General features: G+C 43.8%; 9 protein-coding genes. All 9 read left to right on the top strand.

Annotated features, from left to right (window positions below):
* The first annotated feature begins 123 nt into the window (after positions 1-123).
* Positions 124-1,179: a type IV pilus assembly protein PilM gene (pilM, locus tag I3254_RS05530; RefSeq protein ID WP_102090385.1), complete on the top strand. Its 1,056-nt coding sequence runs from the start codon at positions 124-126 to the stop codon at positions 1,177-1,179.
* The gene (locus I3254_RS05525) at positions 1,179-1,832 is read left to right on the top strand and encodes a PilN domain-containing protein (protein ID WP_201572584.1); all 654 of its coding nucleotides are present in this window, start codon (positions 1,179-1,181) and stop codon (positions 1,830-1,832) included. The genes pilM and I3254_RS05525 overlap by 1 nt, the downstream gene beginning before the upstream one ends.
* Positions 1,829-2,548 (top strand): type 4a pilus biogenesis protein PilO, encoded by a 720-nt coding sequence (gene pilO, locus I3254_RS05520; protein ID WP_102093192.1) that lies wholly within the window; start codon positions 1,829-1,831, stop codon positions 2,546-2,548. The genes I3254_RS05525 and pilO overlap by 4 nt, the downstream gene beginning before the upstream one ends.
* Positions 2,548-3,081, top strand: coding sequence for a pilus assembly protein PilP (locus tag I3254_RS05515; RefSeq protein WP_057761705.1), 534 nt, complete (start codon positions 2,548-2,550; stop codon positions 3,079-3,081). Before pilO ends, I3254_RS05515 begins: the two co-directional genes overlap by 1 nt.
* 27 nt (positions 3,082-3,108) lie before the next feature.
* A complete protein-coding gene (pilQ, locus tag I3254_RS05510) occupies positions 3,109-5,460 on the top strand; it encodes a type IV pilus secretin PilQ (RefSeq protein ID WP_238051975.1) in 2,352 nt (783 codons plus the stop codon).
* A 205-nt stretch (positions 5,461-5,665) separates the two neighbouring features.
* Positions 5,666-6,226 carry a shikimate kinase AroK gene (aroK, locus tag I3254_RS05505; protein WP_201549312.1) on the top strand — a complete coding sequence of 187 codons (561 nt, stop codon included), beginning with the start codon at positions 5,666-5,668 and terminating at the stop codon, positions 6,224-6,226.
* A 75-nt stretch (positions 6,227-6,301) separates the two neighbouring features.
* Positions 6,302-7,408: a 3-dehydroquinate synthase gene (aroB, locus tag I3254_RS05500; RefSeq protein WP_238051973.1), complete on the top strand. Its 1,107-nt coding sequence runs from the start codon at positions 6,302-6,304 to the stop codon at positions 7,406-7,408.
* Positions 7,409-7,538: 130 nt separating this feature from the next.
* Complete coding sequence (locus tag I3254_RS05495) at positions 7,539-8,627, top strand: hypothetical protein (RefSeq protein WP_238051971.1); 1,089 nt, start codon at positions 7,539-7,541, stop codon at positions 8,625-8,627.
* An 864-nt stretch (positions 8,628-9,491) separates the two neighbouring features.
* Positions 9,492-13,955, top strand: a complete 4,464-nt coding sequence (gltB, locus tag I3254_RS05490; RefSeq protein ID WP_238051970.1) for a glutamate synthase large subunit — start codon at positions 9,492-9,494, stop codon at positions 13,953-13,955.
* Positions 13,956-14,113 lie beyond the last annotated feature (158 nt).

Raw genomic sequence — 14,113 nt, 5'->3', positions numbered from 1 at the left:
ATAAATGTGTAAGTTGGCCTTAATATATTTTTAAATGCTTGAATCTATCAATTAAGTAAAGTATTGTATTGAATTATTACAAATAATTACCAGATTGTACACTTAATATAAGGTATAGAGCTAGTGAGGCTATTTACTTCCAAAAGTCGACATTTGATTGGTGTGGATATTTGTGCCACTTCAGTAAAGTTGGTTGACATACAGCGTCAGCAAGGCATGTTCCACCTAAAATCTTATGGTATTGAAAGACTACCGGAAGGTATCGTGGTTGATAAGATTCTAGTAGATACAGAAGCTGCTGGTAATATTATAACGGTCTTGGCACGACGCTGCCAAGTCGCGGGTAGCAATGCTGCGACCGCTGTTTCTGGCTCTGCGGTGATTACTAAAATCATTGATATGGATATGACACTCAGCGATGTTGAGCGTGAGGCGCAAATACGTTTGGATGCTGACCAGTATGTGCCTTATCCATTAGAAGACGTCAATCTAGATTTTGAAGTATTAGGACCGTCTTTGGTTAGTGAAGATATGGTTCAGGTGTTGCTTGCTGCCTCTCGCTCAGAGAACGTCGACCAACGTGTCGATGCTTTGGCCTTTGGTGGCTTGCAAACGAAAATTATGGATATCGAGTCTCATGCAATCGAGCGTGCATTTGGATTGATGGTAGATAGCCTACCGAATGTACCAGAACTAGTAGCGTTGGTAGATATTGGCCATAATCAGACCACATTATATATCGCTAAGAATGGTGAGTTTATTTATAGTCGTGAGCAGTTGTTTGGCGGTGCTCAGCTGACCGAGGCAATACAAAATCGCTATGGCCTATCAGCAGAAGAAGCGACACTAAGTAAACGCGAACGTACCTTACCTGATGATTATTATCCTGAAGTACTGACCCCTTTTATAGAAAATACCATTCAACAGATCACTCGCTCTTTACAGTTTTATTTCTCATCAAGTCAGTATAGCAGTATCGATCATGTAGTGCTTGCAGGAGGCAGCAGTTCTATTGCAGGTCTCGCTGGTATGGCACAACAAAAGCTGGGTGTAACTGTCAGTGTTGCCAACCCTTTTACCAATATGACTATTGCACCAAATATCGATAATGAGCAACTGGCGGTTGATGCGCCAAGCTTAATGGCTGCATGCGGTCTTGCGTTAAGGAGCTTTGACTAATGGCTCGTATTAACCTTTTACCTTGGCGACAAGAAGAGCGTGAACGTCGTAACAAAGAGTTTATGACATTGATAGTGGCGGTGACATTACTGACACTATTAGCAGCTTTTGCTTCATGGAGTTATTTTAATAATGAACTTGATGAGCAGCTTGATGCCAATGCATTGATCGAACAAGAAAATACTCGCTTAGACACCGCATTGACCGAAATTGACAGTTTAGAGCAGCGCCGTGAAGACATTATTTCACGCATGCAAGTTATTCAAGATCTACAGGGGCGACGTCCTGTACCTGTACGCTTGTGGGATGATCTCGCTAAAGCTATTCCACCAGCACTTTATCTAAATAACCTTAAACGTGAAGGTGATACGCTAACTTTGACAGGCTTAGCGGACAATCCAAACATTGTGTCCAGCCTGATTCGTAACCTTGATAACAGTAAATGGATGGGCAACTCAGCAGTAAGTAACATTCAACAGAATATTAGCGCTTATGAGGCTGCTCCAGTCCTCAATAATACGGTTAATACTGGTGAGCAGGCGCGACCTGTTTATCCTGAAGACAGTTACGTACAGTTTGTAGTAACGACTAGAGTACAATCGGAAACTCCGACTGCTGCTGACACCGATACTGGTCTAGGAGGAGCGTTATGAAGCTTATCCGCAAAAAGAGCCTCTCTAAAACCAAAAAATCTGCTTTAAAGCCAAAAAAGCAATTCGATTTAAATGAGTTTCGCCGTAGTTTTGAGTCGCTAGATTCAGAAAACTATGGCAGTTGGCCATTACCTGTAAAGGTGACAGTGATTGGTCTTATCATCACTTTTATCGCAGCATTGTCATGGGCATTACCCATCAGTAGCAAAATCGATGAGATCAATGCGGCTGAAAGCCAGCAGCAGACCTTGCTTGATAGCTACCGTGAAAAAGAATCTCGCGCACGTCATTTAAAAGCGTATCAGGCACAAGTTGTCCAAATGGAAACTGAATTTAATACTTTATTGGATCAGTTGCCGAAAGATACGCGTGTGTCAGAATTGGTAGAAGGCATAAACATGACAGGCGTTGGTAGCAATATCCGTTTCCAAGATATTTCAGTAGAACCTGAAATTGAAAATGAATTCTTTATTGAGCAGCCTATACGTATTGCGGCTTTGGGTGAATACCATCAGTTTGGTAGCTTTATCAGTGGTCTTGCTGCACTGCCTCGAATTATCACGATGCATGATTTTGAAGTCAGCAATCCACAGCCTACATTGGATGTTTTGCCAGAGCTTAACTTAGTCTTGCAAACTAAGACTTATCGCTCTAAAGAAGCGGCTCCTGAAGGTGATACCGCCGCCGCTACTGATACAAATGCAGGAGGCAACTAATGAATATCCAAAGAATGCCCATGCTATTGGTTTTAAGTGTCGCTGTTTTATCTATGACTGGGTGTAGTGACCGCATAGGTATGGCAGAGCAGGCAATGACCGATATCCGCAACCAGCCTGCGCAGCCTATTGAGCCGCCGCCTAAAGCCGAGCTGGTAGAGGATTTTGTATATAGCGCAAGCTCGCAACGTAGTCCATTTTTACCACCGAGTTTAGTCAATGTGCAAGGCCCGACCACTCCTATAGATGGTGTACGACCAGATATCAACAGAATCAAAGAACCGCTTGAGCAGTATGAACTGTCGCAATTGGTCTTCCGAGGTGTGGTGATTTCGCCCGAAGGTCAGCGATATGCATTGATACAACGTCCAGATGGTTCGGTTGCCAGTGTTAAAGTAGGCGATTATCTTGGATTGAATGACGGCCGTATTGTTGAAATCACGCCGACCCAGGTTAACTTGATTGAAATTGTGCCAGATAGCCGCGCAGGGTTTGTGGAAAAACCCCAGTCGCTGGTATCCCCTATAAGCTAAGTCGGCAGATTTTTTGAGGAATAAATAATGACAGTACGCAATAACAAGGTAATGATGATGAGCAACCGCATGTCTTCTGCTTTTGCCATTTCAGCACTGGCAGTCAGTATGGTGGCTGTGACTAATAGTGCTCATGCTGCACAGCGCATCGATAATGTCTCTGTAGTACAGACCGCACCTGCAGTGACGCAAATGCGTTTGGGGTTTACAGGATTGCCAGTATTGCCTGCAGCCTATCAGCTTGATGATCCTAGTCGCTTAGTTCTAGATTTCGAACAAGTGCAGAATGGGCTGGCTAGCCGCTTTAATGAATATAACATCGGTGCGATTAATGACGTTACTACGCTCAGCAGTGACAGTACCACACGTCTCATTGTTGGTTTAAAAGAGTCAGGGAGTTATACGACAGCGGTTGAAGGCAATGATTTATTGCTAACCATCACTGACCCTAATCGTCCAGTTATTACCAGCGACCCGATTCAAGATGTGCTCAATAACAATAATAGTATGACAACGACCGCTGTCGTTACGCCTATTGTTGAGAGTTCTACCGTACCAGTGGCACCTGTACGTACCACGAGTAAGGTTGTCGTGAAGAACGAGGTACCAGCTGATACGATGGTGGTCAGAGTCAATCCGCTTTTGAATCCTCAATTGGCAGCTTCGCAAGTAAGCAAGCAGTATAGTTATGATGGGCTAAGCGCAGTCAATTTTTCAGCAGGTAACGATGGTGGCGGTAATGTCAGTATGGTGCTTGCCAACGAAGCTATTCCAGTAGATGTGCAGCGTCAAGGCAATAACCTTGTCGTACGTTTGACTGGTAGTACGGTTCCGAGAAACTTACTACGCCGATTGAATATTAATAGTGGTCTTGTTGGTAGCATTGATACCAAAAACCAAGGACAGAATGGCGTCGTCACCATTAACATGAATGACGATTATGAGTATCAGGCCTACCAATCAGGTAACCAGTTAAATATTGGCATTAAAAAGCCTGAGCTGTTACGTGAGCCGACGCTGGAAGAAAGAGTCTATAGTGGCGAACCGCTATCTATGGAATTTCAAGATGTTGAGGTTCGTAGTGTCTTAGATATTTTGGCGCAGTTTACTGAGATGAATATCGTGGCAAGTGACTCTGTTGCTGGCAACATCACCCTGCGTTTGATCAATGTTCCTTGGGATCAGGCCCTTGATATTATTTTGAAAAGCAAAAACTTAGGCAAGCGTGAAAATGGTAATGTGATTTTGGTTGCGCCTTCTACTGAGCTCGCTGAGCAAGAAGCACGTGAACTAGAAGCGCAGCAAGCTGTCCAATCTTACGCACCTCTGCGTACTGAGTACATTCGTTTAAGTTATGCAAAAGCACAAGATGTCTTAACGCTTATTTCGCAAGGTAGCGGCGCGACTGGTAATAGTAGTGGCCTAGCAAATCGTGAGGATAATAATACATTGTTATCCAATCGTGGTACGGTAACGGTTGATGAACGTACCAATACTTTGATTATTAAAGACGTTGCTGACAGTATCGAAAACATCCATAAACTAATCAGTAAAATTGATATTCCTGTTCGTCAGGTCATGATTGAAGCACGTATTGTTAGTGCAACTGATAGCTTCAGTAAAGAGATTGGTGTTCGTTGGGGTATTTTGTCAAACGGTGCAGCCAACAACCGTAGCTTACTGGTCGGTGGTAGCAACCAAACACTAGCTGATCTTAAGGACTTTGATATAGAGACGACGACTGTAAATGGTCAGACCGTTTCTTATCCTTCTTATGACATTACTAGTCCTGATAACCTAAACGTTGATTTAGGCGTTTCTAACCCAGCGGGTAGTATCGCCTTTGGTTTGCTCAGTATGTCTGATGTAATGCTAGATCTTGAATTATCAGCGCTACAAGCAGATAACCGTGGTGAAGTTATTTCTACACCAAAGATTTTGACCGCGGATAAGCAAACTGCAAAAGTCTCTTCTGGTACTCAGATTCCGTATCAAGAAGCATCAGCCAGTGGTGCGACGACAACCAGCTTTAAAGAGGCTGCATTAAGTCTAGAAGCGACACCAAATATCACGCCTGATGGTAAAATTGGTTTGCAATTGGTCATTACCAACGGCACGCCGACAATCATTAATAATCAGGTTGCCATCTCTGAGGATTCTATATCAACCAACGTTATTATTGAAGATGGTCAGACAGTCGTACTGGGCGGCGTCTTCAAAAACCGCACTAGTAATGGTGTAGATAAAGTACCTTTCTTAGGAGACTTGCCTTATATTGGTCGTGCCTTCCGTCGTGATGTACGTAGTAATAGTAAGGAAGAGCTACTGATTTTCGTAACTCCGAAGCTTATTAATGATGGTACGAGTCGTCTAAACTAGTCATAAAGCGGTTAGCTAATTGCTAAAAAAAGTAAGCCATAGTGCTTGCTTTTTTTATGCGCGAAATTAGGGGTTTTCGAGTTGCAATACCTATGTATGTACCGATGAATGGTGTGCTCTAAATTTTACTCACAATAATCACGGCTCATTACTAGCCAGAATAACAATGACGTTGTATCATACCTAATTTAGCTGAGTAAGTATTATGGGGCAGGAATTACCGTCGGTGTTTTTAGTGGGTCCGATGGGAGCAGGGAAGACGACAATCGGAAAACTGCTTGCCAAGCAGTTAGGTCGCACCTTTGTAGACAGCGATTGGTATATTGAATCGCAGACGGGTGCCGACATTGCTTGGATATTTGCCAAAGAAGGTGAAGCAGGTTTCCGTGAGCGTGAAACGCGTGCCATTGATGAATTGACCCAAAACTCTCAAATCGTATTAGCCACCGGTGGCGGTGCAGTCATGTGTGCTGAAAACCGAGAGTTCCTAAAACAGCGTGGCATCGTCGTGTATCTTAATGCACCTGTCGAGGTGCAGCTGGCACGCACCTCTAAAGACAAATCTCGACCATTATTGCAGCAGCCTAATCCTAGAAAAATATTGCAAGAGTTATACAGTGCGCGCGATCCACTCTATCGCCAAGTCGCCCATATTATTATGCCTACTGGTCACACGTACCCACGCCATATGGTCAATCAATTGATGCAACAGCTAGAATCATTCGTCGATTGCACTACGGACTCATCGGCGCACCAAGAAGACTAGTAATAGACTGGCAACTACGATTGATATGCAGACTCAATTACTTTTACCTCATCGAAAATGCTTTAGGAGTATCACATGGTAATGCCGTTTCATGATGGCCTAATAGTTCATACGCAAAGTCATGATTATCCTATTGTCATTACTGAACAATCTACGACTGAACATAGTAGTATGGCGAAGCAAATCACGCCTTATATCAGTGGCCGTCAGGTTTTAATCGTCACTAATGATACTGTGGCACCTTTATACTTAAAAGCATTAGAAGATGAGCTAGCAGAGCAGTTTGTGGTAAAGGTGTGCGTGCTGCCAGATGGTGAACAATATAAAAATCAAGCAAGTATTGATCAGATTTATGATGCGCTGATGACAGAGCACTTCAATCGTGATGTGACACTTATTGCCCTTGGTGGCGGTGTAGTCGGAGATATGACTGGTTTTGCTGCTGCTAGTTTTATGCGCGGTGTCAATTTTATTCAAATTCCAACGACGCTATTGTCACAAGTAGATTCTAGTGTTGGTGGTAAAACAGGTATCAATCATCCGCAAGGTAAAAATATGATTGGTGCTTTTTGGCAGCCGCAAATGGTGCTTGCCGATATGAGTACGCTTAAGACACTGCCTGCACGTGAGCTATCGGCTGGAGTGGCTGAAATTATTAAATATGCCCTTATCATGGATGAGGCATTTTTAACGTGGCTTGAGGCAAACTTGCCTGCAATGATGGCGCTTGACTTGGCAGTACTTGGTGAAGCTGTAAAGCGCTGCTGTCAGTACAAAGCCGACGTAGTGGCACAAGACGAAAGAGAGTCCGGTGTGCGCGCGCTATTGAACTTTGGACATACTTTTGGTCATGTGATTGAAACACATGAAGGCTATGGCAATTGGTTACATGGCGAAGCAGTAGCGGCTGGTATGGTACAAGCAGCTGAGCTATCGCAAAAAGTTGGCTGGTTAACTGATGATGAAGTCGTACGTATTAAGCGTGTTTTAGAATTGGCAAACTTACCTATTACGCCACCAGCTATCGGTGTAGACACTGCTCTAGATTTAATGGGACACGATAAAAAAGTGAAACACGGACAAATCCGCCTAATTTTGTTAAAATCAATTGGCGATGCGGTAATGACTAATGAGTTTGACGGCGAACTATTGCATGAAGTTTTGTCAAAACATAGCGCGTAACGTCTCAAGAATTTATCGTTTATATATTTATACTAAAATCTCGTACTTATAGCCAACTGGTTAGCTGTACCTCTGTTTAAATAAGCATTTATATTATGCTGTAAAACATGTGTTTACCAAGGACCGCCTCATGGCAACATCAAAAACAAAAACGCGTACTGCTAGCCAATCATACAGTCGTCAAGCACTGATTTGGCTAATAGTGACCCTACTTCTAGGGGTGGTCACAGCGTTAGTATGGATGTTTAGTCAAACGCCAGCCATGGGTGCCAAAATTGAAAATGCACCAATATCAGCGCCAGAGATTTTGAATGAAGAGTTTGAGCAACCACTAAAAGTCGAATCGCTGCATGAGCTAGATACGGATGTACAACCGATTAACTTTGATGCAACGATTCGAGATTTGCGCGATTATCCTGATGAGTTTAAAGACAAGCGTTATCTGCTAGCTAACAAAGGCAAATGGACTGTTCAAGTAATGAATGTCTCTGAAAACGATGTGATTGTTAGTTACTTAGAAGGCCGTCAAGATCGTGATAAATTTGCTTATTTCCGTTATCTTGATGATGAAAAACAAGTCCGTTATATGCTGACTTATGGGATTATGAGTAGCCCGCAAGAAGCAGTAGGAGCCGCAAAGCTAATAGACTTTAAGCTACCTACAAACGTACGTGTATTGCCAGAAGAGATTAATCGGTATGTCAGTATTATTGATAATTATGAGCGTCCTGATCCAGTAAAAGATCTAAGTACGAAACGTACACGTGCCGTTGATTTAAAACCTACCAAGCGCGAAGTGCCAGCTCGTTTGCAAGAAGAAGCTGCTGACGCCGCTGCTCAAGCAGCCAGTGCTACCAGTAATCGAGGTAACCAAGAAAGCGCTAATAGTAGTAGTACTCAAGAAAGTATTCGTCAGTCGGTAGATACCTCTGCCACGTTGTCTGTTAGCGAAGAGCGTACGGTTGGTGGTGAGACGCAGACAATATCTGAAGCATCGCCAAAAGATGAAAATAATGCAAATAAGCCCTCGCCAGAAAACAAAAAGCCTGCGGCACCGGCGGAGAACTCTATTAGTAAGAAGCCACCAGTCGTGCCAACACCTAAGCCTCCTAGTAGCACGAACAATAATTCAAATGCTAATGGCAAAAGTGCTAACGCTAATCCTCCCAAAAATAATAGCGATAGTATAAAAGCGCTAATAGAAGATAAGAGTAATTAGTTTTTGTCTGATTAATTTAACCCACTAGCGATTTGGTTAGTGGGTTTTTTTAGCACTATACAAAATAGTTTTATCGTCACAATAAGCGGCAAGCTACTACTGCTAAGTATTATCAAAGCCTTTTGCTAACTGTCATTTATATGGTTTGCATTAAAATTTTAATAGTAGTTTTATTCGTCTTATAACCAATAGTAATAAGTCCTCTTACAATTTATGGTTGATCTATCGGTAGAAAAGACTAGATTTTTTGACAATCATTAACTAATATAACTGTGGGCGACGTTCTGTATAGTTATCGTAAAAAATGTCTATTTAACAACTATTTAGTGGTTTTTTCTTAGTTTTTAGAGTTCTTTACTAAATATTATTGTCTCAAGCGCGGTTACTTACTATCTATAATAAGGTTATCGTAAGTGACGCAACCTCTCTTATTGTCACTCTTTTTAGGGTAAACAAAGTGCTTGAATACAGGGCGTCAGATATTCAAGATAAACAAGTGCACCGTTATTAAGTCATTGTATGCTTAGCTCTAAATGCTAGACATGACAACATAACAAATGATGCTTAAATGAATGGCATTAGATATCACTGATTGAGTGACTGGCATTTAAGGGCGTAGATTCTCCCGTTGCCAAGGGCTGCTACTTACTATCTTTTGATACACGGACCACATGTCAAGACATCAGCTAATGACCAGGAGGGTCAAGGGTTTTACTTTCTCTTAGAGTATGATGTCTATCGAGCATTGCACTATTTGCCAATTCGAACACACGAATATCCACTATCAGCCCGTTCTGCTTACGGGTACCAACTTATACTCCGCATTGGAACTGTAAGTTGCCCGTCTACTTAAAAGGACAAGCTATGTCAATGATTTCCTCACAAACACACCTGGCCACGCCAGATGATTTTTCTGATAATTGCGGTTTTGGCCTAATTGCCCATATTGAGGGTGAAGCGAGCCATGATTTGGTAAAAACTGCCATTCATAGTTTAAGTTGTATGACACATCGCGGCGGCGTTGCTGCTGACGGTAGAACTGGTGATGGTTGTGGCTTACTATTAGCGACGCCTACCGATTTCTTTAAACAGATTGCTGACGAGCAGCAATTTGCCATTACGGACAACTTTGCTGTCGGTATGGTGTTCGTTAATTTAGATAGCGATAAAGCCAAGCATAGCCAGCAAGTATTAAGCGATGAGATTACCGCCCAAGGATTAGAAGTGGCTGGCTGGCGCAATGTACCACTTGACTTAAGTATAGTTGGTGAGATTGGTCGTGAGACATTACCAGACTTTAAGCAAGTGTTCGTTAATGCGCCAGATGATCTAGCTGCTGATGATTTCAACCGTAAGCTGTTTGTTGCACGTAAAAAAGCAGAGCAGCGTTTGACGGATGATGAGCTATTTTATGTCTGTTCATTGAGTTGTCAGACCATTATTTATAAAGGCTTGGTAATGCCTTCAGATTTACCAGCGTTTTTCTTGGATTTGCAAGATGAGCGTTTGGCGTCACATATCGTAGTATTCCATCAGCGTTTCTCAACCAATACCTTACCGCGCTGGCCACTGGCACAGCCATTCCGTTATCTTGCGCACAATGGTGAGTTAAATACCATTACAGGTAACCGCAACTGGTCTAAAGCCCGTACGCCCAAGCTGAAATCAGACAAACTGCCTAACTTGAATGAGTTGACACCACTTGTAAATAGTACCGGTTCAGATTCATCAAGCTTAGATAACATGCTCGAAGTGCTTATGTCTGGCGGTATGAACCTATTCCATGCAATGTCTATCTTGGTACCCCCAGCGTGGCAGAACGTTGATAGCATGGATATGGATCTGCGTGCGTTTTATGAGTTTTACTCACAGCATATGGAAGCGTGGGACGGTCCAGCAGGTCTAGTCATTCAGGATGGACGCTATGCGGTCTGTATGCTCGATAGAAACGGTCTGCGACCGTCACGTTGGGTAACCACTAAGAATGGCTATATCACTGTTGCATCAGAAGTGGGCGTTTGGGATTACGAGCCACAAGATGTATTAGCAAAAGGTCGCGTTGGACCTGGTCAAATGCTGGTCATTGATACGTTAACAGGTCAAATTTTAGATACGACGGCTATTGCAACTTTACTAAAAACGGCGCATCCATATCGCAAATGGTTGCGTGAAGAAGCGACGCGTGTCCGTGATGATGAGCGTCTAGAAGAGACATTGGCAACGCAAGCGTGCCGTGGTGATAAGCTCAAAGCGCTACAAAAAATGTATCACATCACCAATGAAGAGCGCACAGAAATCATTCGCCCTAATGCTGAAAATGGTCAAGAACCAGTCGGCTCAATGGGTGACGATACGCCAATGGCTGTACTGTCGCAGCAAATTCGCCATGTCGGTGATTTTTTCCGCCAGCAGTTTGCACAGGTAACCAATCCGCCAATCGATCCATTACGTGAATCAATCGTGATGTCGTTGCAGACCTGCTTAGGCGCTGAGACTAACGTATTTGCACCATCTGCGAGAGATGCTCATCGTATTATTTTGTCATCGCCAGTATTGTCAGCCAGCAAGATGCAGCAGCTTGAAACTTTGGATGATCCAGCGTTTAAGATGGCTCGCATTGATCTGAATTATGACCGTACTTTAGAACTATCTGATGCTATCGTCGCTATTTGTGAGCAAGTGGCAGATAACATTCGCTCAGGTAATACATTGATTGTCTTGTCTGATAAAGATATCGATGCAGACAAAGTACCCGCCAATGCCATTATGGTTACTGGTGCTGTGCATCATTATCTAATCGCGCAAGGTATCCGTACTGATGCTAACTTAATCATTGAAACAGGTCTTGCCCGTGACTCGCATCAAATAGCAGTATTGATTGGCTTTGGTGCAACTTGTGTATATCCATATCTGGCATATGATGTTATCGATGATTTGGTCGCGACTGGTGAGCTACTTGGTGATCCGATTCAAGCCCGTGTTAATTTCCGCAAAGGCTTGGATAAAGGTTTGCTAAAAATCTTATCAAAAATGGGTATCTCTACCATTGTGTCGTATCGCGGCGCGCAGTTGTTTGAAGCAGTTGGCCTCTCAGAAGAAGTCGTCAATTTATGCTTTAAAGGCGTACAAAGTCGAATCAAAGGCGCTACCTTTGCAGACCTTGCTGCTGATCAAGCTCAATTGGCTGCCAATGCATTTAAGCGTCGTGCCCCTCTAGATCAAGGTGGTCTGCTCAAGTTTGTTTTCAACAAAGAGTATCATGCCTTTAACCCTGACGTGATTAACAGCCTGCATACGGCAGTACGTACGGGCGATTATGAGAATTATCAGAATTATGCCAATCTAGTCAATATCCGCCCAGTCGCGACTTTACGTGACTTGTTGCAACTGAAAACCGACAACAGTATCGATGTCAATGAAGTAGAAGATATCTCTGAAATCTTGACGCGTTTTGACTCAGCTGGCATGTCACTAGGCGCGCTATCTCCTGAAGCGCATGAGTCGATTGCGATGGCTATGAATACCATCGGTGGTCGCTCAAACTCTGGTGAAGGCGGTGAAGATCCTGCGCGTTACGGCACGTTGCGTAACTCAAAGATCAAGCAAGTTGCCTCTGGTCGTTTCGGGGTCACACCTGCCTACCTTCGTTCCGCTGAAGTCATGCAGATTAAAGTAGCTCAGGGTGCCAAGCCTGGTGAAGGTGGACAGCTACCTGGTGGTAAAGTCAATGCGCTGATTGCACGTTTGCGTTATTCAGTGCCAGGTGTGACCTTGATTTCACCGCCGCCGCATCATGATATTTATTCTATCGAAGATTTGGCACAGCTAATTTTTGATTTGAAACAAGTCAATCCAGATGCATTGGTATCGGTTAAATTGGTCTCACGTCCAGGTGTTGGTACGATCGCGACAGGTGTTGCAAAAGCCTATGCCGATCTGATTACTATCTCGGGCTATGATGGTGGTACGGCAGCGTCTCCGCTATCGTCTATCCACCATGCAGGCTCACCATGGGAGCTAGGTTTGGCTGAGACTCACCAGTCTCTACGAGTGAATGGGTTACGTGATAAGGTACGTGTCCAAACTGACGGTGGTCTAAAAACAGGATTGGATGTAGTAAAAGCTGCTATCTTGGGTGCAGAGAGCTTTGGCTTTGGTACCACGCCGATGATTGCAGTTGGTTGTAAGTACCTACGTATATGTCACTTGAACAACTGTCCGACAGGTGTTGCTACTCAAAAAGCCAAGCTGCGTGATGAGCATTTCATTGGCGAAGCAGAAATGCTGATTAACTTCTTTAAGTTTGTCGCAACTGAGACGCGTGAGTGGTTGGCGGCGTTAGGTGTTCGTAGTATGGAAGAGCTGGTCGGTCGTACTGACTTGCTTGATATTCTAGAAGGCAATACGGATAAGCAGCGTCATCTTGATCTAACGCCATTGCTATTTAGTCACCCAGCCAGTGTGGGCAAAGCACAAACTTGTCAGGTTGAGCGTAATGAGCCGTTTGATAAAGGCTTGCTTGCTGAGCAGATGATTAGCGATATGCTTGTGAACATTCGCAAAGGGGCGGGCGGCGATTATAGCTATTTCGTTGGTAACTGTGACCGCTCTATCGGTGCTCGTATTTCTGGTGAGATTGCGCAAGTCTGGGGCAACCTTGGCATGAGCGATATGCCAATTAAGCTTCGTCTAACGGGTACCGCAGGGCAAAGTTTGGGCGTGTGGAATGCTGGCGGTTTAAATATCGAGCTTGAAGGCGATGCCAATGACTATGTGGGCAAAGGTATGGCAGGCGGTGAGATTGTTATTTATCCGCCGAAAGACTCAAACTTTGTAGCACAAGAAACGGCCATCATCGGTAATACCTGTCTCTATGGTGCAACTGGCGGTAAGCTATATGCTGCCGGTACAGCAGGTGAGCGTTTTGGCGTTCGTAACTCTGGCGCACATGCAGTCATCGAAGGCACAGGCGACCATTGCTGTGAATATATGACTGGCGGTATCGTCACGATTCTTGGCCGTACTGGACTTAACTTCGGTGCTGGTATGACGGGTGGTTTTGCGTATGTACTCGATATGGAAGGCGACTTCTTTGACCGTTGCAACCATGAGCTAATCGATCTAAACCGTATTTCAAGCGAGCAAACAGAAGAGCATCGCATTCATTTGCAACAAGTGATTGAAGCTCATGTAGATAAAACAGGCAGTGCATGGGGTCAGACAATTCTGAACGACTTCGAGCACTATGTTCGTAAATTCTATTTGGTTAAGCCAAAAGCGGCGAACATTGCAAGCCTTCTTAAAACTACCATGGCCGACCCACAATAGCCGATACATGACTGTCTATCGTATCAATAGAGTGCATTGATGGATCGGCAGTCGCTTTGATTAGGTTAGCCAGCGTTCCGTTTTTAGAGACGTTTTAACTCACAGGTTTTCAGCAGGTACGTGACAGCAGCGATATATGTCTTAAATTTTAGACAAAC

It is taken from the genome of Psychrobacter sp. Ps2 (assembly GCF_022129405.1).
Taxonomy (GTDB): domain Bacteria; phylum Pseudomonadota; class Gammaproteobacteria; order Pseudomonadales; family Moraxellaceae; genus Psychrobacter.
This window is presented reverse-complemented; position numbering and strand designations above follow the sequence as displayed.

Bases quoted from the DNA above. Each gene is read 5' to 3' on its own strand.
- pilQ (WP_238051975.1), top strand. From the start codon at position 3,109: ATGACAGTACGCAATAACAAGGTAATGATGATGAGCAACCGCATGTCT.
- aroB (WP_238051973.1), top strand. From the start codon at position 6,302: ATGGTAATGCCGTTTCATGATGGCCTAATAGTTCATACGCAAAGTCAT.
- aroK (WP_201549312.1), top strand. From the start codon at position 5,666: ATGGGGCAGGAATTACCGTCGGTGTTTTTAGTGGGTCCGATGGGAGCA.
- gltB (WP_238051970.1), top strand. From the start codon at position 9,492: ATGTCAATGATTTCCTCACAAACACACCTGGCCACGCCAGATGATTTT.
- I3254_RS05515 (WP_057761705.1), top strand. From the start codon at position 2,548: ATGAATATCCAAAGAATGCCCATGCTATTGGTTTTAAGTGTCGCTGTT.
- I3254_RS05495 (WP_238051971.1), top strand. From the start codon at position 7,539: ATGGCAACATCAAAAACAAAAACGCGTACTGCTAGCCAATCATACAGT.
- I3254_RS05525 (WP_201572584.1), top strand. From the start codon at position 1,179: ATGGCTCGTATTAACCTTTTACCTTGGCGACAAGAAGAGCGTGAACGT.
- pilO (WP_102093192.1), top strand. From the start codon at position 1,829: ATGAAGCTTATCCGCAAAAAGAGCCTCTCTAAAACCAAAAAATCTGCT.